This is a genomic window from Georgenia phoenicis, assembly GCF_047302425.1.
GTDB lineage: Bacteria > Actinomycetota > Actinomycetes > Actinomycetales > Actinomycetaceae > Oceanitalea.
In genome coordinates this window covers 2467508-2492056 of record NZ_CP154855.1, presented here as the reverse complement: position 1 = coordinate 2492056, position 24549 = coordinate 2467508, and the positions used below count along the sequence as shown (strand labels likewise).

Below are 24549 nucleotides of genomic sequence, written 5' to 3'. Positions count from 1 at the left end.
CGGGTCAGGGCAGCGGCCACGTGTGGACGGGCTCGCCGGCGTTCGTGTTGCGGACGTAGTCGGCGAGCATGAGGTGGAGTGCGTCGCGACGGTCCTTGCCGCGCTCCTCGTAGGCCTTGACGGCGGCGACCTGCCAGGTGGCGCCGTTGCGGCGAAGGCGGGCGCGCGCCTCGATGATGTCGAGGTAGCGGCCCGCCACCGCGCTGTCGACCCCGAGCCGCTCCAGCCCCCGGGCCGCCATCGGCAGGAGCGTGTCGAGGACGAGCTCCGTCCCGTCGAGCTCGCCCCGGCCCGGCCAGTAGAGCCGGGCGTCGATGCCGTACCGCGCCGCGGCCCGGAAGTTCTCCCGGGCGGCGTCGAAGGACATCCGTGACCACAGCGGCCGCTCGTCGGTGACGAGCTCGACGATCATCCCGTAGAAGAAGGCCGCGTTGGCCAGGGTGTCGACGACGCTCGGCCCCGCGGGCAGCACCCGGTTCTCCACCCGCAGGTGCGGGCGCCCGTCCTGGACGTCGTAGATGGGCCGGTTCCAGCGGTAGATCGTCCCGTTGTGCAGCCGGAGCTCCGACAGCGACGGCGTGCCACCGGCCGCGAAGACCGCCGCCGGGTCCTCGTCGCTGCTCACCGGGAGCAGCGCGGGGAAGTAGTGGACGTTCTCCTCGAAGAGGTCGAAGATCGAGGTGATCCACCGGTCGCCGAAGAAGACCCGCGGCCGCACGCCCTGGTTGCGCAGCTCGACCGAGCGGGTGTCGGTGGCCTGCAGGAAGGTCTCCACGCGCGTCTCGGCGTGGAGCTGGTGGCCGAAGAGGAAGGGCGAGTTCGCGCCCATGACGAGCTGGGCCCCGGCGAGCAGCTGGGAGCCGTTCCAGTAGTCGGCGTAGCGCCGCGGCGTCACCTGGAGGTGGAGCTGGGTGGAGGTGCACGCGGCCTCGGCGATGATCGAGTCCATCGTCAGCGACAGCGGCTCGGGCCCGCCGATGCGCAGGGTGATGTCCTCGCGCCGCGAGTTCATGATGGCCTCGTCCAGTGCGACGTAGCGGTCGCTGGCGGTGAACCAGCTGCGCCCGGCGGGCGGCGCCGGCAGCGTCGGCATGATCCCCACCATGACGAGCTCGGCGCCCGCGTCCCCGGCCCGGTCCCGCGCGCGGTTGAGGTTGCGACGCAGCGCCGACTCCAGCTGCTCGAGCGACTGGCCGTCGATGCGCCGCGGCTCGACGTTGAGCTCGATCGTGAAGGTGCCGAGCTCGGTCTGGTAGAGCGGGTCGGCGATGCGCTCGAGCACCTCGGCGTTGTGGTGGAAGGGCCGCATGTCCGGGCCTGCGAGCCCCAGCTCGATCTCCAGGCCGGTGCGCCACTCGTCCTCGACGAACACGCCCGCGTCGAGCATCGCCTCGAGCGTGTCCAGGCACCGGCGGATCTTCGCGCGGTACTTCGCGTGGTCGGCCCGCGTGAAGGTCGTCCCGGAGATGTCCTCTCCCACGCTCACTCCTTGTCTCGACGTCGCTGGTGAGCGAACCACAGGACGCGGCGCTCGGCACCCGCTGCCGCCTGGGCGACAATGGTGGGGATGGTGGACGACGACGAGCGGGACGGCGTGCCCCGACGGCGCTGGCCGTGGTGGCACCGGCAGACGACGACGACGCGACGCGTCATCCGCACCCTCCTCGTGCTCCTCGCCACCGGCGTCGTCGCTGGCGTGGTGGGCGTGCTCACCGCCTCGACCGACTCCTCCCTCGGCCCGCACGCCGCGCACTACGAGGTCACCGCCCAGCACGAGATCGTCGTCGACCTCGGGCCGCTGGGCACGGTGCTCCTCGACTCCCCGCTGCCGTGGCCGCTCGGCGTCGAGGTCGTCGTCCAGGAGATCCCGGCCGAGCTCGCCGCGGTGCCGGCCAACCCGGTGACGGGGCTGGCCGGCGACGTCGCCGCCTACGCGCAGGTCGTCTCCCACCCCGACGCCGTCGTCGCCGACGCCACCGCGGCCCTGGTGCGCGACGCCCTGGGACGCACGGCGATCCTCTGGGGAGGCATGCTCCTCGTCATCGCCGGCGGGCGGCTGGCCTCGCGCGGGCTGCTGCGCCGGGAGGTCGCGCACGCGGCCCGCCGCCCGGGGGTCGTGCCGCTCGCCGCCGTCGTCGTCCTCACGCTCGTCGCGGTGCCGACCGTCACGACCCTGCGCGACCGTCCGGCACCCGGTACGACGATCAGTGCGCTGGCGGGCACCCCGATGGAGGACCTGCGGATGACGGGCCGCATGGCCCAGCTCATCGACACCTACGGCGGATACCTCGTCGAGGCCTACGAGGAGAACGAGGCCTTCTACGCCTCGGTGACCGAGAACCTCGAGGCGGCCTACGCGCAGAACCGGGCGCCCAACCGGCCGCCCGGCATCCCTCTCGTCAGTCCCGCCCCCACCGACACCGCCACCGATCCCACCACGGACCCGGCCGCAGACGAGGCCGCCACCGACCCGGCCGACGACGCCGCCACCCCGGCGGCCGCCGTCGAGGAGACGACCGACGACGAGCCGCCCGCCCGGGTGGAGCCGGTGACCTTCCTGCTCGTCAGCGACCTCCACTGCAACGTCGGCATGGCCTCGGTCGTCGCCACGGCGCTGCGGCTGAGCGGCGCGAGCGCGCTCCTGGACGCCGGCGACACCGTGATGAGCGGGACGGCGGTGGAGTCCTACTGCGTCAACGCCTTCGCCGGCGAGGTGCCCGACGACGTGCCCATGGTCGTGTCCACCGGCAACCACGACTCCGTCACGACGGCCGAGCAGATGCGCGACGCCGGCTACGTCGTCCTCGACGGCGGCGTCACCGAGGTCGAGGGCGTACGAATCCTCGGGGACACCGACCCGACGCTCACCGCCGTCGGGGAGGGCACCAGGCCGGAGCGCGACGAGACCGTGCCGGAGATGGGGGAGCGGCTGGCCGAGACGGCCTGCGCCGAGGACCGCGTCGACCTCCTCCTCGTCCACAGCCCGCGGGCCGCGCTGCCCACCATCGAGGAGGGCTGCGCGGGGCTCGCGCTCTCAGGCCACTGGCACCGGCGCGAGGGCCCGGAGGTCATCGGCGGCGCCGTGCGCTACGTCAGCTCGAGCACTGCCGGCGCGTCCGGCGGCGCGACCGTCGGCCCGCTCAACGGGCCGGCAGAGATGACGGTCCTGCGGGTGGACGCCGCGAGCGGGCGGCCGCTGGACTACCGGGTCATCACGGTCGGCACCGACACGACCGTCGAGCTGGGCCGCTGGTACCGCTTCCCGGACCCTGCTGACTCCGGGCCGGTGAGCGGTGATACTGGAGACTCCGGGCCCACCGGGGACCCCACCGACGCGGAGACGTCCGCGGGAACGGAGCGCAGATGAGCGGTCAGCAGCGGGAGGACGCCACCCTTCGCGACGACGAGCTGCTGGCCGAGGAGGAGGCGCTCGCGGCCCTCGACCCCGCCCGCCCCACCGAGCACCAGCTCGCCGGCGGCGCCCCGCGCGGCCTGGGCTGGCTGCTCACCATCGGCGGTGCCCTGGGCACCTGGGCCTCGGTCATGCTCATCCTGTCCACGCAGAAGCTCCTGCGTGACCCGAACGCCGCGCTCGGCTGCGACATCAACCCGCTCATCGGCTGCGGCAAGTTCGTCCTGTCGTGGCAGGCCTCGGTGCTCGGCCCGCCCAACGCCGTGCTTGGCACCATCGCCTTCGCGGTCGTCACCGCCAGCGGGGTCGCGCTGCTCGGCGGGGGCCGCCTGCCGCGCGTGTACTGGGTGCTGCTCATGGCCGGCTCGGTGCTCGCCGCCGTGTGGATCACCTGGTTCCAGTACCAGGCCTTCACCAACCTGCGCGGCCTGTGCCCCTACTGCCTCGTCGTGTGGACGGTGACGATCCCGATCGTCGTCAACGTCCTCGGGCGCGGCTTCCAGGCCCGGCACCTGCCCGCACCCGATGGGCTGCGCCGCTTCCTCGTCCAGGACAGGGCGCTGATCATCACGGTCTGGTACGCCGTCGTCCTCTTCCTCATCGGGTTCGTCTTCTGGGACCAGTGGATGCTGATCCTGTGACCGAGCTGCCCACCTCCAACGTCACCCAGGACTACCTCAAGGCGATCTACGCGGCGGTCGAGTGGGGCGGTCCGGCGACGAGCGTGAGCGCGCTCGCCGCCCGGATGGGCGTCTCCGCCTCGACCGCCTCCGAGACCGTCCGGCGCCTCGCCGACGAGGGCCTGGTCCACCACGAGCGCTACGGCGGCATCTCCCTCACCGGGCGCGGCCGCGAGGCCGCCCTGGCGATGGTGCGCCGCCACCGGCTCATCGAGACCCTCCTCGTCGAGCACCTCGGCTACGGCTGGGACGAGGTCCACGACGAGGCCGAGGTCCTCGAGCACGCCGTCTCCGACCTCCTCGTCGAGCGCATCGACGCCCTCCTCGGGCACCCCGTCCGCGACCCGCACGGGGACCCGATCCCCACCGTCGGCGGGGACGTCACCCTGCCACCCACCCGCCCACTGGGGGAGACGCCGGCGGGGGAGGGCGGGCGCGTCGTGCGGATCTCCGACGCCGAGCCGCAGGTGCTGCGCCACCTCGCCGACGTCGGGGTGCGGCTGGACGCGCAGGTGACCGTCGTCGAGGCGCGGCCCTACGTCGGCACCACGCTCTTCACCGTCACCCAGCCCGGGGAGACCGAGGGCGAGGCCGTCGAGCTGGGCGACCCCGCCGTCGCCGCGGTGTGGGTGACCGCCTGAGCCCTGACACGGTCCTGGACTAGATCCGCAATGCCGTTGGGGCCTGTGGAATCTGCGAGCGACACTCTGCTGAGCGCGGCAGCATGTCCGCATGGGGCGACACAAGGCGCTGCTGGTCGCATGCGCTGCCGCGCTCGTCGGGGCCGCGGTCTGGGCCGGGGTGACGTTCGACTGGGCCTGGCTGCCGCCGTTCGGACGGTGGCTTGACGGTTTCGTCAAGTCCTCCGGCTTCGGTGCCCTGGCGGCACTCACCGCTGCTGTGATCGCCTACCGAGGCGTGATCCAACGGATCGGCGTGGACCGGCAGATGGAAGTAGAGCGCCGTGCCGACGCCGGTGAGTCCGCAGAGCGTGCGCGGCACTGGCAGATGCTGCTGTGGGTCTACGACAACATCGACACGGCGGATCCGGACCGGATGTTCCTCGTCTGCCAAGCTCTGGCCAAAGAGGTGCGGACCGACCTCGAGAAGACGATGCTTGCTGCCATAATCGAGGAGCGGCTGGAAGACGACGCGGAGGTGAGCAGGTGATGGCACGCGCGTACCGCAGATCCGGCAACGGCAAGGGACAGAAGGTGCGGAGCGTCGCCCGCTCCGCCTCGACTGGCAGGGTCGCACGCACCGCCAGGAGCGGTCGGGACGGCAGCACCACTGGCAGCACCGTCGAAGGCTCGACGTCTGTCAAGAAGATGTCGCCCGGCACACGCGCCAAGTTTGAGCAGCTGCTCGACCAGCTCAACGCGGCCACCGGCGGCGGAGACGCCTCACCGCGGCCCTAGTGCCTTGGCCACTCCCGCTGGTCCGCTATAGGTGGCGCTGGGCGGTACGCAGCTTGTGCGCCAGGTGCTGCAGGGTGCGCAGCTCCTCCTCGTCGAGCGCGCCGCCCACGTAGCGGCGGATCGAGCGCACGTGGTTGCGGCCGATCTCCCGCTGCAGCCGCAGCCCCTCCTCGGTGAGGGCGACGACGACGCCGCGCGCGTCGTGCGGCACGGCACGCCGCTCGACCAGGCCGCGGGCGCTGAGGCGGTCGACCATCCGGCTGAGGCTCGGCTGGGACAGGAGGATGAGGCAGGTGAGGTCCCGCATCCGCATCGCGTGGCCCTCGCCGAGGCTCAGCTGGAACAGGACGTCGTACTCCCGCGAGGTGAGGGGCGCGAAGTCGTCACCGGCCTCGAAGCGTCGCATGAGGGTCACCTGGGCCCGGAAGAGCTCCTCCCACGCCTCGGCGGCCGTCCGCGTGGAGACCCCACGCTCGTCCTGTCCTCGCACCATGTCCCTTTCGTCCCGCCAATCCTAGGCGTCGATACCCTGGCGGCATGAGTACCGTCTTCAGCAGGATCATCGCCGGGGAGATCCCCGGACGCTTCGTCTGGGCCGACGACGAGTGCGTCGCCTTCGCCACCATCGCCCCCGTGACGGACGGTCATGTCCTCGTCGTTCCGCGCATCGAGGTGGACCAGCTGACCGACGCACCGGACGATCTCGTCGCTCACCTGGCCGTCGTGGCGGCCACGATCGGGCGGGCGCAGCGCGCGGCGTGGGACGCGCCACGCGCCGCACTCATGGTGGCCGGCTTCGAGGTGCCTCACCTCCACGTCCACGTGCTGCCCGCCTGGGACGAGGCGGCGCTGCGCCTGGACCGCGCCCGGCAGGACGTGCCCGCCGAGGAGCTGGACGCCGCCGCCGAGCGCCTGCGCGCCGCCCTGCGGGAGGCCGGGCACGGCGCGCACGTGCCGCGGGAGCTCGCGTCCCCGCAGCTGTAGGCGCTCTCAGCCGAGGAGCTCGCGCACGTCCTCCGCCGACAGCGGGGCCGAGGCGGATGCGGTGCCGCCGGTCAGCACCCGCCCGGCGAGCTCACGCTTGCGCTCGGCCAGGGCCATGACCTTCTCCTCGATCGTCCCCTCGGCCACCATCCGGTAGACCATGACGGTGCGGTCCTGCCCGATGCGGTGGGTGCGGTCGATCGCCTGCTCCTCCACGGCCGGGTTCCACCAGGGGTCGAGCATGAAGCAGTAGTCGGCCTCGGTGAGGTTGAGGCCCACGCCGCCCGCCTTGAGGGAGATGAGGAAGACCGGCGCGTGCCCCTCCTTGAACTCCCGGATGCGGGCCGCGCGGCCGCGGGTGCTGCCGTCGAGGTAGCAGTAGTCGATGCCCTGCTGCTCGAGGCGCTCGCGCACGAGGCCGAGGTAGCCGGTGAACTGGCTGAAGACGAGCGCCCGGTGGCCCTCGGCGACGAGCTCGGCGAGCTGCTCGAGGAAGGCCTCGGCCTTGCTCGAGCCCACCCCCTCGTAGTCGGGGTCGACGAGCCCGGGCGCCAGCGCGAGCTGCCGCAGGAGGGTGAGGGAGCGGAAGATCGTGAAGCGGTTCTTGTCCATGTCGTCGACGAGGCCGAGGATCTTGCGCCGCTCCCGCGCGAGGTGGGTGTCGTAGATCTTCCGGTGCCGCGCGCTCAGCGGGACGGTGAGCACCTGCTCCTGCTTGGGCGGCAGCTCCTGGGCGACCTCCTCCTTCGTCCGACGGCGGATGAAGGGCCGCGTACGCCGGCGCAGCCGGTCCAGGGCCGCTCCGTCCCGCTCCCGCTCGATCGGGGTGCGGTAGTCGACCGTGAAGGCCCGCGGGTCGGGGAAGAGGCCGGGCGCGGTGATGGACAGCAGCGCCCACAGGTCCATGAGGCTGTTCTCCAGCGGCGTGCCGGAGATCGCGAGCTTGACCGGGGCAGCGATCTTCCGCGCGCACACGTGGGTCTTGGCCTGGTGGTTCTTCACCATCTGCGCCTCGTCGAGGACGAGCACCGACCACCCGAGTGCGTCGTAGGAGGGGAAGTCCAGGCGCAGCAGCGCGTAGGACGTGACGACGACGTCCGCCCCGGCCACGTGCTCGGCGAGCGGCACCTTCGACTTGGCGGCGGTCTGCTCCACGGTCTGCACCGTGAGCTCGGGGGTGAAGCGCGCCGCCTCGCTCGCCCAGCCGCCGACGACGGACGTGGGCGCCACGACGAGCACCGGCTCGGTGAGGCGGCCGGTCTCCTTGGCCCGCTGCACCGCCGCGAGGGTCTGGAGGGTCTTGCCCAGGCCCATGTCGTCGGCGAGGATCCCGCCCAGCCCGGCGTCCCACAGGCTGGAGATCCACTCGTAGCCCTCGCGCTGGTAGGAGCGCAGCTCCGCCCGCAGGCCCGCAGGTGGCTCGATCGCCCCGGGCGGCGGACCGGAGACGAGCGCCTCGACGGTGCGCCGCCAGCGCTCGCTCTGCTCGGCGACGACGCCGAGGGTGACGAGCTCCTGCCACAGGTCGGCCTGGTAGGCCGTGACGCGCAGGGTGCCGGACTCCTCGTCGTGCAGCCCGCCGGCCTCGGCGATGAGCTGGCGCAGCTGCTCGAGCTCGGGCCGGTCGAGGCTGACGTAGCTGCCGGAGGGCAGGAACAGGTGCGGCGCCCCCGTCGCCAGCGCCCGGAAGAGGTGGCCGAAGGGCACCGGCTCGCCCTCGAGCTGCACCTCCACCTCGAGGTCGAACCAGTCGCCCTGCGGGGTGTCGGTGGCCGTGAGCCGGATGGTGGGCGCGACGTCGACGTGCTTGTAGTCGGGCACCTCGCCGCTCACCTCGACGACGACGGCGGGGTTGGCCTCGCGCAGCCGGTCCAGGCCGCGCTCGGTGAAGCGGGCGGCGTCCACCTGGCGCAGCTCGGCGACGGGCGCGGGCCCGCGCCCTGGCGGCGGCGCCTGGAGCTGGGGGTGCTCGGCGGGCAGCTCGAGGGCGTCGAGCAGCCGGCGCTCGGCCGCGTGGTCGCGCACCCACCCGGCGGCCGGGGCGTCGTCGTCGGCGGTGTCGACGGGGAGGTCGACGACGGCGTCCTCGGTGCGGTAGCGGAAGGACCAGGCGAGGCGGACGATGAAGCCCTCCCGGTGCTCCACCGACAGGACGAGCACCGGCGGCAGGACCTGGGGGAGCGCGACGGCGTCGTCGGAGGAGCGCACGGGGACGAGCTGGCGCAGGCGGGGGTAGAACTCGCGGCGGAAGCGGTCGACGCCGTCGGGCGGGATGTGGAGCGGCTGCCCGGTGACGAGCTCGGAGGCGCCGAGCGGCAGCGGCCGGGCGAGCGGGGCGAGGAGGAGGCCGTCGTCGGTGACGGCGACGCCGTGCACCGGGTGGCCGACGAAGGCGATCGCGTGCGCACCGACCGTGCGGCCGGCCACCCGCACCGAGGGCGCCACCCGCACGCCGTCCTGGACGGGGTGGGCGGTGACGTCGAGGGTGACCTCGGCGGGCGTGCTGCTGAGGGCGACCTCGCCCTTGACGCTGCGGTGGGGGACGAGGGCGACGCCGGCGTCGACCACCTGCTGGAGGAGCGGCCAGACGGCGGGGCCGAGCTCGTCGAGGAAGACGTGGGTGCCGTAGGCGTGGGGGTGGGAGGCGATGAGGGCGCGCAGGGCCTCGGCGTGCTCGGGCACGTACCGGCTCCACGTCCAGCGCACCGTCTGCCAGCTCACCCCGGTACGCACCCACTGGCCCTTGGCGCCGATGGTCACCGGCGCCATGCGGACGCGGGCGGCGGCCCGGCCGGCCCCGGCCGCCGCGGCCCCGCGGGCGACGACCCGCTCGAGCTGGAGCCCCAGCGGGTCCCCACTGCCGGGACCGACGTCGTTGACGGCGTCGTCCAGGGCCCGCTCCCAGTCGGGGCGCACCCCGTGGACGGCGGCCTCCCGGGCCGCGACGACGACGGCCACGCCGTGCTTGCAGCCCATCCGCACCGGGCAGGTGCAGTGCGCGGAGATCTGCGCGTCGGGGTAGAGGACGACGAAGCACTGGTAGGAGCTGGCACCGCTGCCGCGCACGGTGGCGAACAGGGCGCGCTCGTCCGGGTCGACGTGCAGCCGCTGGACCATCCCGCGCCGCGCGTAGTCCGTGCCCCGCTCGACCGTGCCGTGGTCGAACCACCGCGCGAGCGTGGCGTCGTCGGGAAGGGAGAGGTTCTCCAGCGCCCGGACGTCGCTCTCGGTCAGGTCCACCCGCCTACGGTAACCGCGGCCTCTGACACTCAGATGCTGCGGCGCATCATCCGGATCCCGACCGTCAACCCGACCGCCGCGAGGACGACGGCGGCCAGCGCACCCTGCCACACCGCCGGCTCGGTGAGCTGCCCGTTGAACAGCGCTCGCTCCGCCTCGACGAGGTAGGTGAGCGGGTTGAGGTTCCCGAGCACCTGCATCCACCGGGGCGCGGCCTCGAGCGGCAGGAGCATCCCGGAGAGGATCATCAGCGGGAAGATCAGCGCCTGCTGGACCGCCCAGAACATCCAGTCCCGCTCCCGCGAGGCGATCCCGAGGGAGTAGCTCAGCGCCCCCAGCCCGATCCCGAACGCGGCGAGGACCAGCAGACCGAGGGCCATGCCCGGCAGGTGCGGCCGGAAGCCGAAGATCGCAGCCACCAGCGTGATGACGACCGCCTGGACGGCGAGCGGCACCATCTCCTTGAGCGCGCGCCCCACCATGAGCGCCGAGCGCGCCACGGGCGTGACGAGCATCCGCTCGTGCGAGCCGGACTGCAGCTCGAAGAGGAGGTTGGAGCCGGCCATCGCGGTGCCGAACAGGGTGCTCATGACGATGATGCCCGGCACGAACCACTGGAGGGACTCGGCGAACGGCAGCCCCGTCGTGCCGCTGAGCAGCGGGCCGAAGAAGGCGAGGAAGACGAGTGGCTGGAGCAGGGAGAAGATGACGCTGAACGGGTCACGCAGGACCGGCCACAGCTCGCGGACGAGGACGTTGCGGGTGTCGGTGACGACGGCGCTCACTGGGGGCCTCCGGGGACGAGAGCGGGCTGGGCGGGTGCCTCGACGGTGGCCTGCTCCTCGCGGAGGCTGCGGCCGGTGAGCCCGAGGAAGACGTCGTCGAGGGTGGGCTGGTGGAGCTCGGCGGCGAGGACCTCGTGGCCGGCCGCGGCGAGTGAGGCGAGCAGACCGGGCAGCACCCGGTCGCCGTGGTCGACGACGACGGTGCACCGCACCGCCGCGCCCTCCGGTGCCGCGACCGCGGCCTGCTCGACGTCACCACCGCGGGCGGCGACGCGCCGCAGCAGGGCGAGTGCGCCGTCGTCGGCAACCGCGCCGGCGAGGGTGAGGACGATGCGGTCCCCGGCGAGGTTCGCCTTGAGCCGCGCGGCGGTGTCGTCGGCGATGAGGCGGCCCTGGTCGACGATCATCACCCGCTCGGCGAAGCGGTCCGCCTCGTCGAGGTAGTGGGTGGTGAGGAACAGGGTCATCCCGTAGCGCTCGCGCAGCGTGAGGATGTGGTCCCACAGGTGGGAGCGGGACTGCGGGTCCAGCCCGGTGGACGGCTCGTCGAGGAAGAGCAGCCGCGGGGCGGGGACGAGGCCGAGGGCGATGTCCACGCGCCGCCGCTGGCCGCCGGAGAGCGTCATCGTCGTGCGGGTGGCGAGCTCGGTGAGGCCGAGGATCTCGAGGAGCTCGTCGGCCCGCTGCCGCCGCTCGGTACGGCTCAGGCCGTAGAAGGCGCCCTGGGAGACGAGCTCGTCGCGCACCCGGTAGTACTGGGCGGCGCCGTTCTTCTGCCCGATGTAGCCGATGGAGCGGCGGACGTCGGCCTGCTCGCGGGCGACGTCGAAGCCGCAGACCGTCGCGTGGCCGCTCGTCGGCGGCAGGAGCGTGGTGAGCATCCGGAGGGAGGTGGACTTGCCGGCACCGTTGGGCCCGAGGAAGGCCGTGAGGGAGCCGGGCTCGATGTCCATCGTGAGGTCGCTGACCGCGACGACCTCCTCGCCGCCCTTGCGGCGGAAGGTCTTGGAGAGTTCCCGAGTGCTGATGATCGGAGCCATGGCGCAACGCTAGGAACCCATGCGGCCAGATCCTGGCCGCATGCGACGGTACTTTTCCATCATGGCCGATCCCACCGCCCGTGCCCTCCGACTGCTGTCCCTCCTGCAGACCCACCGCTCGTGGAGCGGGCGGGAGCTGCGCGAGCGGCTGGGCGTCAGCGCGCGCACCTTGCGCCGCGACGTCGACCGGCTGCGCGAGCTCGGCTACGAGGTCAGTGCCCGTCCTGGCCTCGACGGCGGGTACCGGCTCGAGGCGGGCGGGCGCCTCCCGCCGCTCCTCCTGGACGACGACGAGGCGGTGGCGATCGCCGTCGGCCTGCGGGTGGCGGCCGTGCAGGGGCTGGGGGAGGAGACCGCCCTCAGCGCCCTGGTCAAGCTCGAGCAGATGCTCGCCCCGCACCTGCGGCGGCGGGTGTCCGCCCTCCAGGAGTACGCCGTGCCGGTCGGGGGGCGGGGCAGGGCCGTGGACCCCGACGTCGTCGCCGAGCTGGCGCTCGCCTGCCGGGACCACGAGCGGGTCCGCTTCCGCTACGTCACCGCCCTCGACGTCGAGGCGGCGCGCCACGTCGAGCCGCACACGCTCGTGTCCAACGGGCCCCGCTGGTACCTCGTGTGCTGGGACCTCGAGCGCGAGGACTGGCGGACCTTCCGCCTCGACCGCCTCTCGCAGCTGCTGCGCACCGGCGTGCGGACCGCGCCGCGCGAGCTGCCCGTCGACGACCCGTCGGAGATGATCCACGCGACGGACACGGACAGCCAGACCTACCCGATGGAGGCGGTGGTCCACATGGACCTGCCGCTGGAGGAGATGCGCAAGCACTTCGGGGTCTGGGCCACCGGTGCGACGCCGAACGAGTCCGGCGGGACCGACTGGCCGGTGGGTGGCGGCTCCCTCGCCGACCTCGTCTACGGGCCGGCGTGGATCCCGCCCGAGGTGACGTGGACGGTGACGGGGGACGAGGAGGCGGTGCGCGCGCTCGCCCACTTCGGCCGGCGGCTCACCGAGGCGACACCCCCGGTCGAGTGACCACGATGTGAGACAATGGCGGGGAAGCTGGCGGCGAGGACGTCCTCAGCAGGACGTCCCGCCGCACCCAGGCAGCCCGGCCCACCAGGCCGTGCTCAGGTGCGCCCGCCCACCCGGCGGGCCGAGGAAGGGACGTGGTACCACCATGCAGAGGATGCTCGGCGACGACTTCGCCCGCAGCATGAACATTCCCCTGGCCGACATCGTCTACCTCCAGCAGCGGCCCGTGCCCCTGCTCCCGCGCCGGCTGCGCCGCCGGCGCCGCGCCGCAAGGACGCCGCGCACCGGGCCGGGTGACCGCCGCCGATAAATGAGTGGCACCCCTGCGACCACCCCTGGCAGGGTTCTCGTCATGGCCAAGCACCCGCTCGCGTAGCAGGCCTCGTCGCCGCTGGGATCCCGACGACGAGGTCGCGATCCCTGCCCGGGCACCGGGCCATGCCGTCGTCCCCTCCTCGGGGACTCCACCACGAGAACAGTCAGGGGTTTGTCATGTCCTCCCTCATGCTCGGCGACATGTCCGCCAGCGCCATGGGAATACCGCTCGCGGACTACGTCCACCTCCAGCGCCGTCCGGCCACCCGCGTCCTGCGGGCTCGCCGGGGACGCTGGGCGGGAGTCGGGCCGCGCGCGGTCGTGCGCAACGCGTCTCTGCCGCGCGCATGACCGCCCGCGCCCAGGGCCCGGCACGCAACAGCGTGCCGGGCCCTTTCCGTTGTTGCGGTGGCTTTGCGTGCATGTCCTGCTGCTTCCACGCCACGGGCAGGGGAGCTACCGCGGGCCGTAGCGGTCCACGAGCTCTGCACCGAGGCGGGCGAGCTCTCTCTTGACGGTGTCGGGTTCGAGGACCTCGGCAGCGGCACCCCAGCCGGCGAGCTGCTCGGCGATCGAGAGGTCCATGTGCGCCGTGACTCGGACCCGGACGCGCCCGTCGCCGAGGGTGTCGAGCGGCTCGCAGTGCCGCCCGAACTGCCGGCGCAGGACCGGGAGCAGGCGTTCGGCGACGAGGACCGTCGCCGAGCGGAGCGAGCGGCGCTGCTCGCTCTCGTCGACGACCCGGTCCCAGGCGCGCGCCAGCTCGAAGTCGGCGGGTGGCGGGGCGGCGGGGTCGTCGGTGCGGGTGGCCGCGCTCATCCGGTCGAGGCGGAAGGTCCGCTGGCCGTGCGCCGTGCCGGCGACCAGGTACCAGACGCCGTCCTTGTCGACGAGCCCCCAGGGGTCGACGAGGCGCTGCGTCACCGCGCCCTGACGGCTCTCGTAGTCCAGCTCGACCTTGCGGCGGCGGACGACGGCGTCCTCGAGGGCGTCGAGCAGCTCGGGACGTGCGCGTTCGTGCTCGCCCCATCGCGCGGTGTCGACGACGACGGCACCGGCCGCCGCCTCGACATCCTCCCGGAAGGGACCGGGCAGGGCCTGCACGAGCTTGCGCAGAGCCGACCGCAGCGCCGGGGCGCCGGACGTGGCCGGCCCGGCGAGGAGGAACAGGGCCCGGGCCTCGGCGGCGGTGAGGCCGGTGAGGTCGGTGCGTGCTCCGCCGACCAGCGACCACCCGCCCCCGCGGCCGGGCTGCGAGTACACGGGGACGCCGGCGGTGGACAGCGCCTCGAGGTCGCGGCGGGCGGTGGCCACCGACACCTCGAGCTCGTCGGCCACCTCGGCGGCGGTCACTCGACCGCGCGCCTGCATGAGCAGGAGGGTCGCCACCAGGCGGTCGGCGCGCATGCCTCAAGCATCGCAGGAAAGGTGCTCAGAGGATGAGCACTTTGGGGGACCACGATGGGCGGGTCAAGCCAGTGGCGGAGACTCCGCCCGAACCGAGGGAGCACCACCATGCTGCGAGGATTCGCCACCATCAGCCTCTACGCCGACGACGTCGTCCCCGCGGCGCGGTGGTACGCCGAGCTCCTGGGTGTCCAGCCCTACTTCGAGCGGTCCGGTCCCGACGGTCGACCGGCGTACGTCGAGTTCCGCATCGGTGACCGGGAGGCCGAGCTGGGCATCATCGACAGCAGCTACCGCCCGCCCGGTGCCGCGCCGGGGCCCGGCGGTGCCGTCACGTACTGGCACGTCGACGACGTCGCCGCCACCGTCGACCGGCTCCTCTCGATGGGCGCCACGGAGTACGAGCCGATCACCCCGCGCGGCGAGGGGTTCACCACCGCCGCCGTGGTCGACCCGTTCGGCAACGTGCTGGGTGTCATGTACAACCAGCACTATCTCGACATGCTCTCCACCAGTGAGGAGGCGTGACCGTGGAGGTGCTGGACTTCCCCGATGCCGCGGGCTGGGAGTCATGGCTGGAGGCCCAGCACGAGCACGCGCACGAGGCATGGCTCCGGATCGCGAAGCGGCACTCAGGGCCGACCAGGATCACGATCACGCAGGCGCTCGACGTGGCCCTGTGTTTCGGCTGGATCGACGGCCAGCGCAAGGCCTGCGACGAGGTGTCGTTCATGCAGCGGTTCTCGCGCCGCCGACCGAGGAGCCCGTGGTCGAGGCTGAACACCACGAGGGTCGAGGCCCTGCTGGCTGCCGGACGTCTGCATCCCGCCGGGCTCGCGGAGGTGAGCGCCGCCCGGGCGGACGGACGGTGGGACGCGGCGTACGAGTCCCAGCGCACCGCCTCCGTCCCCTCCGAGCTCGCGACCGAGCTGGCCGGCAACACCCGCGCGAGCGCCGCGTTCGAGAGCCTCGACCGGTCCGGCAGGTACGCCGTGATGCTGCCGTTGCTCAAGGCTCACACCCCGGAGGGGCGCGCGCGGGCCCTGGCTCGAGCGGTCGCGCAGCTCACCGCCTAGCGGACGCCGTCGCGGTCCGGATGGCGGGTCTGCACGCGATCCGTCAGCGCAGGCGGGCGGCGACGTCGGGCATGGCGGCGCAGTAGTCCTCGACCAGCTGGCGGGCGACCTCGGTGGAGTCGACGAGCGGGTGGTTGGCGAATGCCCGCCACGCGAGCTCGCGCGAGCCCTCGTCGAGCGCCCGCAGGACGAGCTGCTCGCTCGCCTTGACGGTCGTGATGAGCCCGGCCATCTCCCCGTCGAGCGGGGCGACGGCGTGGGGGCGGACGGCGCCGCGCTCCACCGTGCACGGCACCTCGACCACCGCCGCGGCGTTGAGCTGGGGGACGAGCAGCCGCCCGCCGCCCAGGGAGTCGTTGCCGACCCCGAGGATCATGGTCGCGGCGTCCCCGGTGGCGAGGCCGGTCATGAGGTCGAGCGCGACCTCCTGGTAGCCGCCGCCCTCGACGTCCTCGGTGCGCCGGCCGTGGCGCTCCTCCTCGGGGCGCGACTCGTTCATGTAGCTCGACTCGCGGTCGTGCCGGGTCGCGTCCCAGATCTCGAGGGCGCGGTCCGGGGCCGCGGCGGCCTCCCGGTAGAAGGCGCCCTGCTGGACGTCGAGGAACTCCCCGCGGGTGGGCTGCCCGCTGGTGATCCGCTCCATCGCCTCGCGGTGGCGGTAGTAGTAGAAGAGGTACTCGTTGGGGATTGCGCCGATCGCGCGCACCCAGTCGAAGCCGAGGAGACGGGCCTCCTCCATGCCGTCGAGCATCTCGTCGGAGGCGAGCAGGTCGGGCAGGACGTCGCGCCCGTCGACGACGAGCGTGCGCAGCCAGCCGAGGTGGTTGAGCCCGACGTAGTCGAAGTCGACGCGCCGCGGGTCCTGCCCGAACAGGCGTGCGGCACGCCGCATGAGCCCGATGGGGGTGTCGCAGATGCTCACCACCCGCTCGCCCAGCACGCGGCGCATCGCCTCGGTGATGATGCCGGCGGGGTTGGTGAAGTTGATCGTCCACGCGCCCGGGGCGTGGGCGGCGATCTCCTCGGCGAGGTGCAGCGCGTGCGGCACGGTCCGCAGCGCGTAGGCCAGGCCGCCGGGGCCCACGGTCTCCTGCCCGAGAACGCCGAGGCGCAGGGCGGTGTGCTCGTCGGTGATCCGCCCCGCCGTCCCGCCGATACGGATCGCCGAGAAGACGAAGTCGGCGCCGGCGAGGGCCTCGCTGAGCGCCGTCGTCGTCCGCACCTGCGGGGGCCGCGCGAGCGAGGGGGTGAGCTGGGCGAGGACGCTGGCGACGACGTCGAGCCGCTCGGCGGAGACGTCGTAGAGCCACAGCTCGTCCACGCGCAGCCGCGCGTCGCCGGCCGAGAGAGCCTGGTAGATCTGCGGGACGCGGAAGCCGCCCCCGCCGATGACGGTGAGCTTCACCGCGTGCCGGCCCTCGTGTCGCTGAGCGGGCTCGGACTGGTGGCGCGGGAGGTCCTGGTCAGCACCCGGCCGACGCTAGCAGAGCCGCGGAGGGCCACCTGTCGGGGTGCTTAGGATGGCCCGGGCGCGCCCACGGTGGGCGCGAGGAGGAGGAGTCATGAGTGACGAGGTACCCCAGGACGGGAACGTGCTCGACGTCTTCCTCTCCGGCCCGCTCTTCCTCGACGTCGTCTTCTCCGGCCTGCCGAGCACCCCGCGTCCCGGCACCGAGGTGTGGGCGAGCGGCATGGGCTCGCTGCCCGGCGGCATCGCCAACCTCGCCGTCGCCGCGAGCCGCCTGGGCCTGTCCACGGGCCTGGCCACCGGTTTCGGCGGTGACGTCTACGGGCGCTGGTGCTGGGACATCCTCTCCGCCGAGGCCATCGACCTGTCCCGCTCCAAGCGGGTCGCCGACCAGCACACCTCGGTGACCGTCTCCCTCGCCTACGACGGCGACCGCTCGATGATCACCCACGGCCACCAGCTCCCGATGAGCTACGACGAGCTCATCGGTGAGCCGCCCCCCACCCGCGCCGTCATCATCGACCTCGACGACGAGCGCGCCCAGGAGCGTTGGTGGCGCAGGGCCCGAGCCGCCGGGGCGAAGGTTTTCGCCGACCTCGGCTGGGACCCGTCGGAGAAGTGGGACGCGAGCCGGCTCGCCGCGCTCGAGGACTGCTACGCCTTCCTGCCCAACGCCGCTGAGGCGATGGCCTACACGCGCACCGACAGCCCGCAGGCGGCGGCGCGTGCCCTCGCCGAGCGGGTGCCGCTCGTCGTCGTGACGATGGGCGCGGACGGCGCGCTCGCGATCGACGGCGAGACGGGGGAGGAGTGCCACGTCCCGGCCCTCGCGGTCGAGGCGATCGACCCCACCGGCGCCGGGGACGTCTTCGTCGCGGCCTTCGCGCGCGGCTCGCTGGCCGGGTGGCCGCTCGAGCAGCGGCTGCGCTTCGCGGCGCTGTGCTCGGGGCTCGCCGTGCAGGAGTTCGGCGGCTCGCTCGCCGCCCCCGGCATCGGCGACCTCCACGACTGGTGGCAGCGGCTCGACTGCGCCCGCGAGAACGGGAACGGTGCGGCCGCCGCGCTGTACGAGCACTACCGTTTCCTCCCGGACGTGCTTCCCGCACGCCCCGGACGCGTGACCCGCCGGGCGGAGGCGACCTTCGCGCTCGAGTCGGACCTCTGAGCGAGTATCAACCGGGTAGGGGCGGCACCACCGTCCACGACGAAGGAGAATCAGCACCATGAGCTCACTACGCAAGCGCCGCACCGCCGGCGTCGTCACAACGGCCGTGGCGACCATCGCGCTCGTCGCGGCCTGCACCCCCGGCAGCGGCGGCTCGGAGGAGACCGAGGGCGCCACGACCTCCGACGAGGTCTCCACCGACATCTCCGACCTCGGTGACGTCACCCTCGTCGTGTGGGACCAGGAGGTGCGCGGCGGGCAGAACGAGCAGATGGAGCAGCTCAACGCCGCCTTCGAGGACGAGTACCCCAACGTGACGATCGACCGCGTCACCCAGTCCAACGACGACCTCACCACCACCCTGCGCCTGGCGCTCACGGGCGAGGACGCCCCCGACGTCACCCAGGTGAACAACTCGCGCTCGCAGATGGGGCAGTACGTCGCCGCGGGGCAGCTGCGCAACCTCGACCCCTACGCCGAGGCCTACGGCTGGACCGAGCGCTTCCCCGACTCCGTCCTGCAGAACACCCGGTACTCCGAGGACGGCGTGACCTTCGGCGAGGGCTCCGTCTGGGGCCTGCCGCAGGTGGGCGAGGTCGTCGGCATCTACTACTCGAAGTCCAAGCTCGAGGAGCTCGGGCTCGAGGTGCCCGAGACGTGGGCCGACTTCGGCGAGCAGCTCGGCACCATCGCCGCGGCCGGCGAGACGCCCCTGCTGCTCGGCAACCTCGACGCGTGGCCCGCAGGCCACGTCTTCGGCCCCGTCCAGGGCGCGCACGTGGACCCCGAGGAGATCCGGGCCCTCGGCTTCGGCAACGAGGGCGCGAGCTGGGAGAGCGAGGGCAACCGCGCCGCCGCCGAGGAGCTGCAGTCCTGGGTCGACGCCGGCTACTTCAACGAGGGCTTCAACGGCGCCGACTACGACGCCGTGTGGCAGTCCTTCACCGAGGGTGCCGGGGTCTACCTCATGGCCGGCTCCTGGATCGGCCCGGACGTCGAGGCCGCCATGGGCGAGGACGTCGGCTTCTTCGCCCCGCCGCCCGTCGAGGCCGGGGCGGGCAAGGTGACGACCGGTGGCACCGGCATCCCCTTCGCCGTGACGGCGCAGTCCGACAACCCCGACGTCGGCGCCGCCTACATCGACTTCATCACGAGCGAGGAGGCCATGGCCGTCCTCGCCGAGACCGGGAACATGCCCGTGGTGGAGACCGCCCAGCACATGCCCGAGGCCGGCCTCCAGGCCGACATCTACACCGCCTACGGCGAGGTCACCGAGGAGGGCGCGCTCGTGCCCTACCTCGACTGGGGCACCCCGACGATGGCCGACACCCTGGGCCAGTCGCTCCAGTCCTTCATGGGCGGCGAGCTCGACGTCGACGGGCTCCTCGCCGCGCTCGAGGCCGACTACAGCGAGTTCGTCTCGGCCGAGTGACATGACCGCCCAGCCACGGGGCACCATCGCGCCCGTCCCGCGGGCGACCCGCCCGGGTCGTCCGCGGGGGCTGGGCCGTTTCGGGCTCACCCCCTACCTCTTCCTCGCGCCGGCCTTCGTCGTCTACGCGGCCTTCCTGCTCTACCCGCTGGGCCGCGCCGCGCAGATCTCCCTGTACGACTGGGACGGGCTGAGCCTGGCCACCTTCGTCGGCCTGGACAACTACGTCGACGTCCTCGCCGACGAGCGGCTGCGCCAGTCCTTCTGGCACGCCCTCGTGCTCATCTTCTTCTTCTCGGTGCTGCCGGTGTGCATCGGCCTCGTGCTCTCGGCGGTGCTCGTGCGCGCCAAGGTGCGCGGCCTGCCCTTCTTCCGCACCGTCGTCTTCCTCCCGCAGGTCATCGCCATGGTCGTCGTCGCTGTCGCGTGGCGGCAGATCTACGCACCGGACGGCCCGCTCAACGGCCTGCTCGACGCCGTCGGGCTCGGCTCCCTCACCCGCGCCTGGCTCGGCGACTTCACGTGGACGCTGCCCGCCGTCGGCTTCGTCGGCACCTGGGTCTCCACGGGCCTGGTCACCGTGCTCCTCATGGCCGGCATGGCGCGCGTCCCGCAGGACCTCTACGAGGCCGCCACCCTCGACGGCGCAGGCGCCGTCCGCTCCTTCCTCGCCATCTCCGTGCCCGCCGTGCGGGCGGAGATCGTCGTCGCCCTCACGCTGACGATCATCGCGGCGCTCAAGACCTTCGACCTCGTCTACGTCACCACCGGCGGCGGCCCGGGGACGTCGACGACGGTGCCCAGCTACGAGGTCTACCGCCGGGCGTTCATGGAGGGCGAGGTGGGCTCGGCGGCCGCCGTCGCCGTCGTCCTCACGGTCCTCATCTTTGGTATCAACCTGGCCGTCAACCGCATCGGGGAGCGGGAGAGGTGAGGGTCTCCACCGGGGAGCGCCTGGGCAACTACGTCATCCTCATCGTCTTCGCGGCCTTCGCCCTCGCCCCGATCATCACGATCCTCGTCACCGCCCTGGGGCCGGAGACACCGCAGGACGCCGCCACCGGCGGGCCCGTCCACTGGGAGAACTTCGCGCGGGCGTGGGAGCAGGGCCGGTTCAGCGAGTACATGCGCAACTCGCTGCTCGTGGCAGCCGTCGTCGTCGTGAGCGCGGCGGTGCTGTCGATCATGGCGGGCTACGCGCTGGGCGCCTTCGTCTTCCCCGGCTCCCAGGTTCTCTTCTACGTCTTCCTGCTCGGCATCATGGTCCCGGCCGAGGCGATCATCGTCCCGCTCTTCTTCGACTTCCGGACGCTGGGGCTGACGAACACGATCTGGGGCATCGCCCTGCCGCAGGTCGCCCAGTCGATCGCCTTCGGGACCTTCTGGATGCGGGCCTACTTCCGCGGCGCGAACCGCTCGATCATCGAGGCGGCCCGCCTCGACGGCGCCGGCCACCACCGGGTGCTGTGGCAGGTGCTGCTGCCGGTGGCGCGGCCCGCCGTCGTCACCCTCGTGCTCCTCACCTTCATGTGGACGTGGAACGAGTTCCTCATCCCGCTCGTCATGTCGCCCAACGCCCAGCTGCGCACGGCGCCGCTTGGCCTGGCGCTGTTCCAGGGGCAGTACACGCAGGGCACGGTGCTCCTCGCGGCGGGCGCGGTGCTCGTGGCGCTGCCCATGGTGGTGCTCTACCTCTTCCTCCAGCGGCACTTCATCCGCGGCATGCTCGAGGGCGCGGTCAAGGACTGAGCGGCGCCTTGCCGCCGTCGCCGCCGCGTCACTAGGTTGGTGGCACGCGCGGACGGGGCCGTCCGCCCAGGGGGAGGTCGTCGTGAAGAGAGCCGTTGCAGCTGCGCTCGTGGCGCTGGTGCTGGGGGTCGTCGCTCCGGCGGCGTCCGGTGAGGAGCTGCCGCCGCTGACCGTGGGGAAGCCCTCGGTCGCGACCGAGGTCGAGCCGAGCAAGATCGACGTCATGGGCATCTGGGCCCACCCCGACGACGATGCGAGCTTCACCACGCCCTGCGGCGTCTGGCACGACCGGTACGACGTCGACTGCGGGATCATCATGCTCACCCGCGGCGAGGGTGGCTCGAACTCCGTGGGCGAGGAGTCCGGCCCCGCGCTGGGCCTGCGGCGCGAGAACGAGGACCGCGCCTCGCACTACCGCTCCGGCACCGTCGACATCTACAACATCGACGCCGTCGACTTCTTCTACAACACGAGCGCCGCCCTCACCGAGGAGGTGTGGGGCTCCGAGCGGATCCAGCGGCAGGTCGTCCACGTCATCCGCCAGACCCGGCCCGAGATTCTCACCGGCTTCTCGCCCTCCCTCGCCGTGGGGCACGGCAACCACCAGTACGCGGGCCGTGTGGTCTGGGAGGCGGCGCAGATGGCCGCCGACCCGACCGCCTTCCCCGAGCAGCTCACCGGGCCGGACGCCGTCGACGTCTGGCAGGTCAAGATGATCACCTCCGGTGCCGGCACCCAGGGCGAGGGCGGCACGGACGGGCCCAGCTGCAACGCCGGCTTCGTCCCCGCCGCGAGCAACCCGTTCACCGTCGTCGGCACGTGGAGCGGCTACCCCTCGCCCTACACGTGGCTGCCGGGCAACGTCCAGGGGCAGGAGCCGGGCACCGCGCAGACCTGGGCGCAGGTGGGCCGCGAGGGCAACCGTGCGCACCCGACGCAGGCGCGCGTCAAGCACACCGGGGTCTGGGACCCGCAGTGCTTGCGCTTCGGGATCGCCGAGTCGCAGGTGCCGTTCCAGCCCAATGGTTCCCCGGAGAACGGGCGCGACGACGCGATCCTCTTCGGCTCCGTCATCCCCGACCCGGGGGGCATGCCGCTGGGCTCGACCTTCTCCTTCGACATTGGCGACAACTTCCAGGCGCCCGGCGTGCCCTTCGACGTCACGGTCGCGAGCCGCTCCGGGGCCGGCACGATCGCCGCGGGCGAGGTGACGCTCGAGGTGCCGGCCGGGTGGGCGGTGAGCGCCCCGCAGCCGCTCGGGCCGGTCAGCGACTCGGCCGACTCCGCCGTCACCTTCACGGTGACCCCCGCCGACGACGCCGCCACCGGCCGCTACCGGCTCGCCGCGCGTTTCGACAACGGCACCGTCACCGCCTACAACGACACCCGCGTCGACGTCGTCCCCGGCGTCGAGGGCCGCTTCCAGCGCTGGGGCAACTTCGCCGAGTACGAGGACTGGGCCGAGAGCTACACCCACGTCGCTGGCCGGTCCTCCGCGGTGAGCCGCATCGGCGCGGGGGAGTCGGTGACGGTGCCCGTCGTCGTCGCCAACCGCACGACGGAGGCGCAGAGCGGCGAGGTGACCATCACGGCGCCCGCGCCCTTCGCCGTCGCGCCCGCCTCGGTCGACTACACCGACCTCGCCCCGGGGGAGGAGACGACGGTCGAGCTCACCGTCACCCACACCGACCCGGCGGCACCCGGGGGAGCGACGGCGGACCTGACGATCACGACGACGGCGGACCCGGCCGGCTCGTCGAGCAGCGAGACGCTGCAGATGTACGTCGTGCCGACGACCGTCGTCCCGGAAGCCGGCGCGGCACTCGCCGTCGACGGCGCGGAGGACGCCGGCTACGGCGAGCCGATCGACATCGGCCGCCGCTGGGAGGGCGCGGAGTGCGAGCCGGACGGGACCGACTGCGGCGCCGGCAGCTACGCGCGGCTCGCCTGGTCCGGTGACGACCTCTACGTCCTCGCCCACGTCGTCGACGACGTCGCGAGCGCGGCGGCCACCCCCGAGCGCTGCTTCGGGCACTGGCTCGTCGACTCCGTCGAGGTGCTCCTCGACCCGCAGGCCACCTCGCGGGACACCTCGACGACCTTCAAGAGCGGCATCATGCCCTTCACCGACGACCCCACCGGCGAGGCCGGCACCGGGCCGGACGGGCCGTGCTGGAGCCGGGACACCGACGCCCACCAGGGCTTCTCCTCCGGCCCGCTCGCGGACACGGTCGAGCAGGGCCCGAACTCGCCCGGCCAGGAGGTCGCGGTGAGCGTGACCCGCGGTGCGGACGGCAGCTACGAGGGCGGCTCCTACACCGTGGAGACGAAGATCCCGCTCGCCAACCTGCCGGCCGCGGTCGGGCCGACGAGCGCGGTGCCGACCGGTGACCTCGCGACCAACGACGTCGACCCGCAGTTCCTCGGGCTCAACGTCACGCCCTACGACTCGGACACCCAGGACTTCATCGGCAAGACCCGCACGGCGTGGTCGCCCTTCGGCAGCCAGCAGTCCGAGCCCTACCGGTGGGGCCACGCCTACCTCGAGGGCTACGAGCCGCCCGCGGACCGGCCCACCGAGCCGGCCGACCCGATCATCCCCGACACCGCGCTCATGGGCGTGGAGTCACCGCAGACGATCTACCAGTCGGCGGTGCGCGGGGTGACGATCTCGGGCCTGCCCGCGAGCCGCGGGCTCACGGTGTCCGACGTCGAGATCGGCAACCCGTCGGTCACGCTGTCGCTCGACGCCGCCGAGGCCGGCACGGTCCGGGCCTTCGTGTGGCAGGGCGACCTCATGGTGCCGGTGTGGGTGTCCAGCTGCGAGGGTGACGAGCTCGGCTTCTCCGCGTGCTCGGAGGCCGACGGTGCAGCGGCGCCGTGGGCGCCCGACATGGGCGGCCGTCTCCTCGGCGCCGGCACGACCGACGTCGCGCCCGGGACGGAGACCCTCACCGTGGAGATCGGCGACGACGCGCTCGACGCGCTGCGCGCGGACGGCTCGGTGCTCGTGTCCTTCGAGTCCGCGAGCGGCGGGGTCAACGCGTGGTACTTCCCGGTCGTCGAGGGGGAGGTTCCGACCCAGCAGCCCACGGAGCCGCCACCGAGCGAGGAGCCGACGACGGACGGGCCCGGCTCACCGGCACCGACCGACGGCCCCACCACGCCGGCCGGCCGCGGCGCGCTGCCGGCCACCGGCGCGGACGTCGGGACGATCGCGCTCGTCGCCGTCCTCCTGGCTGTGGCCGGCGGCGCCGTCGCCCTCGTCGCCCGCCGCCGCACCCGCCGCTGACCCGACCCCCCACCCGCCGACAGCACACTTACCGCCGAGAGCTCACTTGCCGCCGAGAG

General features: G+C 73.0%; 22 protein-coding genes. 15 read left to right on the top strand and 7 right to left on the bottom strand.

Features of this window, described 5'->3' with window-relative positions; all coding sequences use genetic code 11:
- Positions 1 to 4: 4 nt before the first annotated feature.
- Complete coding sequence (locus tag AA0005_RS11850; protein WP_413450378.1) at positions 5 to 1480, bottom strand: glutamate--cysteine ligase; 1476 nt, start codon at positions 1478 to 1480, stop codon at positions 5 to 7.
- 87 nt (positions 1481 to 1567) lie between these two features.
- On the opposite strand from AA0005_RS11850, the gene AA0005_RS11845 reads away from it, so the two are divergent.
- The 5 genes from AA0005_RS11845 (at position 1568) to AA0005_RS11825 (ending at position 5510) form a co-directional block, all read left to right on the top strand.
- The gene (locus AA0005_RS11845) at positions 1568 to 3367 is read left to right on the top strand and encodes a metallophosphoesterase family protein (protein WP_413450377.1); all 1800 of its coding nucleotides are present in this window, start codon (positions 1568 to 1570) and stop codon (positions 3365 to 3367) included.
- Positions 3364 to 4053, top strand: coding sequence for a vitamin K epoxide reductase family protein (locus AA0005_RS11840; protein ID WP_413450376.1), 690 nt, complete (start codon positions 3364 to 3366; stop codon positions 4051 to 4053). The genes AA0005_RS11845 and AA0005_RS11840 overlap by 4 nt, the downstream gene beginning before the upstream one ends.
- On the top strand, positions 4050 to 4733 hold the full coding sequence (locus AA0005_RS11835) for a metal-dependent transcriptional regulator (RefSeq protein WP_413450375.1): 684 nt from the start codon (positions 4050 to 4052) through the stop codon (positions 4731 to 4733). Before AA0005_RS11840 ends, AA0005_RS11835 begins: the two co-directional genes overlap by 4 nt.
- Before the next feature lie 91 nt (positions 4734 to 4824).
- Complete coding sequence (locus AA0005_RS11830) at positions 4825 to 5262, top strand: hypothetical protein (protein ID WP_413450374.1); 438 nt, start codon at positions 4825 to 4827, stop codon at positions 5260 to 5262.
- Entirely contained in the window at positions 5262 to 5510 is a 249-nt protein-coding gene (locus tag AA0005_RS11825) for a hypothetical protein (protein ID WP_413450373.1), read from the top strand. The genes AA0005_RS11830 and AA0005_RS11825 overlap by 1 nt, the downstream gene beginning before the upstream one ends.
- Before the next feature lie 25 nt (positions 5511 to 5535).
- On the opposite strand, the gene AA0005_RS11820 is transcribed toward AA0005_RS11825, so the two are convergent.
- Positions 5536 to 6003 (bottom strand): MarR family winged helix-turn-helix transcriptional regulator, encoded by a 468-nt coding sequence (locus AA0005_RS11820; protein ID WP_413450372.1) that lies wholly within the window; start codon positions 6001 to 6003, stop codon positions 5536 to 5538.
- Between the two features lie 44 nt (positions 6004 to 6047).
- Between AA0005_RS11820 and AA0005_RS11815 the strand changes: the two genes are divergently transcribed.
- Positions 6048 to 6494, top strand: coding sequence for an HIT family protein (locus AA0005_RS11815; protein WP_413450371.1), 447 nt, complete (start codon positions 6048 to 6050; stop codon positions 6492 to 6494).
- A gap of 6 nt (positions 6495 to 6500) precedes the next feature.
- On the opposite strand, the gene AA0005_RS11810 is transcribed toward AA0005_RS11815, so the two are convergent.
- The 3 genes from AA0005_RS11810 to AA0005_RS11800 are packed head-to-tail and all read right to left on the bottom strand — an operon-like array spanning position 6501 to position 11559.
- On the bottom strand, positions 6501 to 9734 hold the full coding sequence (locus AA0005_RS11810; protein WP_413450370.1) for an SNF2-related protein: 3234 nt from the start codon (positions 9732 to 9734) through the stop codon (positions 6501 to 6503).
- Positions 9735 to 9763: 29 nt separating this feature from the next.
- Entirely contained in the window at positions 9764 to 10519 is a 756-nt protein-coding gene (locus AA0005_RS11805) for an ABC transporter permease (RefSeq protein ID WP_413450369.1), read from the bottom strand.
- Positions 10516 to 11559: an ATP-binding cassette domain-containing protein gene (locus tag AA0005_RS11800; RefSeq protein WP_413450368.1), complete on the bottom strand. Its 1044-nt coding sequence runs from the start codon at positions 11557 to 11559 to the stop codon at positions 10516 to 10518. Before AA0005_RS11800 ends, AA0005_RS11805 begins: the two co-directional genes overlap by 4 nt.
- 61 nt (positions 11560 to 11620) lie before the next feature.
- Here AA0005_RS11800 and AA0005_RS11795 point away from each other — a divergent pair, with 61 nt between their 5' ends.
- Complete coding sequence (locus AA0005_RS11795) at positions 11621 to 12586, top strand: helix-turn-helix transcriptional regulator (protein WP_413450367.1); 966 nt, start codon at positions 11621 to 11623, stop codon at positions 12584 to 12586.
- A 154-nt stretch (positions 12587 to 12740) separates the two neighbouring features.
- Positions 12741 to 12896, top strand: a complete 156-nt coding sequence (locus AA0005_RS11790; RefSeq protein WP_413450366.1) for a hypothetical protein — start codon at positions 12741 to 12743, stop codon at positions 12894 to 12896.
- 461 nt (positions 12897 to 13357) lie between these two features.
- Here AA0005_RS11790 and AA0005_RS11785 read toward each other — a convergent pair whose 3' ends face one another.
- A complete protein-coding gene (locus AA0005_RS11785) occupies positions 13358 to 14308 on the bottom strand; it encodes a helix-turn-helix transcriptional regulator (RefSeq protein WP_413450365.1) in 951 nt (316 codons plus the stop codon).
- A 108-nt stretch (positions 14309 to 14416) separates the two neighbouring features.
- Between AA0005_RS11785 and AA0005_RS11780 the strand changes: the two genes are divergently transcribed.
- Positions 14417 to 14836 carry a VOC family protein gene (locus AA0005_RS11780; RefSeq protein ID WP_413450364.1) on the top strand — a complete coding sequence of 140 codons (420 nt, stop codon included), beginning with the start codon at positions 14417 to 14419 and terminating at the stop codon, positions 14834 to 14836.
- On the top strand, positions 14833 to 15384 hold the full coding sequence (locus tag AA0005_RS11775) for a YdeI/OmpD-associated family protein (RefSeq protein WP_413450363.1): 552 nt from the start codon (positions 14833 to 14835) through the stop codon (positions 15382 to 15384). Before AA0005_RS11780 ends, AA0005_RS11775 begins: the two co-directional genes overlap by 4 nt.
- A 43-nt stretch (positions 15385 to 15427) precedes the next feature.
- On the opposite strand, the gene AA0005_RS11770 is transcribed toward AA0005_RS11775, so the two are convergent.
- Positions 15428 to 16789 (bottom strand): 6-phospho-beta-glucosidase, encoded by a 1362-nt coding sequence (locus AA0005_RS11770; protein ID WP_413450362.1) that lies wholly within the window; start codon positions 16787 to 16789, stop codon positions 15428 to 15430.
- A 157-nt stretch (positions 16790 to 16946) separates the two neighbouring features.
- Between AA0005_RS11770 and AA0005_RS11765 the strand changes: the two genes are divergently transcribed.
- From AA0005_RS11765 to AA0005_RS11745, 5 genes are all read left to right on the top strand, one after another.
- Positions 16947 to 18017, top strand: coding sequence for a carbohydrate kinase family protein (locus tag AA0005_RS11765; protein ID WP_413450361.1), 1071 nt, complete (start codon positions 16947 to 16949; stop codon positions 18015 to 18017).
- A gap of 58 nt (positions 18018 to 18075) precedes the next feature.
- Positions 18076 to 19449 carry an ABC transporter substrate-binding protein gene (locus AA0005_RS11760; RefSeq protein WP_413450360.1) on the top strand — a complete coding sequence of 458 codons (1374 nt, stop codon included), beginning with the start codon at positions 18076 to 18078 and terminating at the stop codon, positions 19447 to 19449.
- A 1-nt stretch (position 19450) separates the two neighbouring features.
- Complete coding sequence (locus tag AA0005_RS11755; protein WP_413450359.1) at positions 19451 to 20383, top strand: carbohydrate ABC transporter permease; 933 nt, start codon at positions 19451 to 19453, stop codon at positions 20381 to 20383.
- Positions 20380 to 21198: a carbohydrate ABC transporter permease gene (locus AA0005_RS11750; protein ID WP_413450358.1), complete on the top strand. Its 819-nt coding sequence runs from the start codon at positions 20380 to 20382 to the stop codon at positions 21196 to 21198. The genes AA0005_RS11755 and AA0005_RS11750 overlap by 4 nt, the downstream gene beginning before the upstream one ends.
- 82 nt (positions 21199 to 21280) lie before the next feature.
- Positions 21281 to 24490 (top strand): PIG-L family deacetylase, encoded by a 3210-nt coding sequence (locus AA0005_RS11745; protein WP_413450357.1) that lies wholly within the window; start codon positions 21281 to 21283, stop codon positions 24488 to 24490.
- The last annotated feature ends 59 nt before the right edge of the window (positions 24491 to 24549 follow it).

Bases quoted from the DNA above. Each gene is read 5' to 3' on its own strand.
- AA0005_RS11755 (WP_413450359.1), top strand. From the start codon at position 19,451: ATGACCGCCCAGCCACGGGGCACCATCGCGCCCGTCCCGCGGGCGACC.
- AA0005_RS11830 (WP_413450374.1), top strand. From the start codon at position 4,825: ATGGGGCGACACAAGGCGCTGCTGGTCGCATGCGCTGCCGCGCTCGTC.
- AA0005_RS11780 (WP_413450364.1), top strand. From the start codon at position 14,417: ATGCTGCGAGGATTCGCCACCATCAGCCTCTACGCCGACGACGTCGTC.
- AA0005_RS11845 (WP_413450377.1), top strand. From the start codon at position 1,568: ATGGTGGACGACGACGAGCGGGACGGCGTGCCCCGACGGCGCTGGCCG.
- AA0005_RS11795 (WP_413450367.1), top strand. From the start codon at position 11,621: ATGGCCGATCCCACCGCCCGTGCCCTCCGACTGCTGTCCCTCCTGCAG.
- AA0005_RS11785 (WP_413450365.1), bottom strand. From the start codon at position 14,308: ATGCGCGCCGACCGCCTGGTGGCGACCCTCCTGCTCATGCAGGCGCGC.
- AA0005_RS11765 (WP_413450361.1), top strand. From the start codon at position 16,947: ATGAGTGACGAGGTACCCCAGGACGGGAACGTGCTCGACGTCTTCCTC.
- AA0005_RS11815 (WP_413450371.1), top strand. From the start codon at position 6,048: ATGAGTACCGTCTTCAGCAGGATCATCGCCGGGGAGATCCCCGGACGC.
- AA0005_RS11825 (WP_413450373.1), top strand. From the start codon at position 5,262: ATGGCACGCGCGTACCGCAGATCCGGCAACGGCAAGGGACAGAAGGTG.
- AA0005_RS11790 (WP_413450366.1), top strand. From the start codon at position 12,741: ATGCTCGGCGACGACTTCGCCCGCAGCATGAACATTCCCCTGGCCGAC.
- AA0005_RS11760 (WP_413450360.1), top strand. From the start codon at position 18,076: ATGAGCTCACTACGCAAGCGCCGCACCGCCGGCGTCGTCACAACGGCC.
- AA0005_RS11820 (WP_413450372.1), bottom strand. From the start codon at position 6,003: ATGGTGCGAGGACAGGACGAGCGTGGGGTCTCCACGCGGACGGCCGCC.
- AA0005_RS11840 (WP_413450376.1), top strand. From the start codon at position 3,364: ATGAGCGGTCAGCAGCGGGAGGACGCCACCCTTCGCGACGACGAGCTG.
- AA0005_RS11800 (WP_413450368.1), bottom strand. From the start codon at position 11,559: ATGGCTCCGATCATCAGCACTCGGGAACTCTCCAAGACCTTCCGCCGC.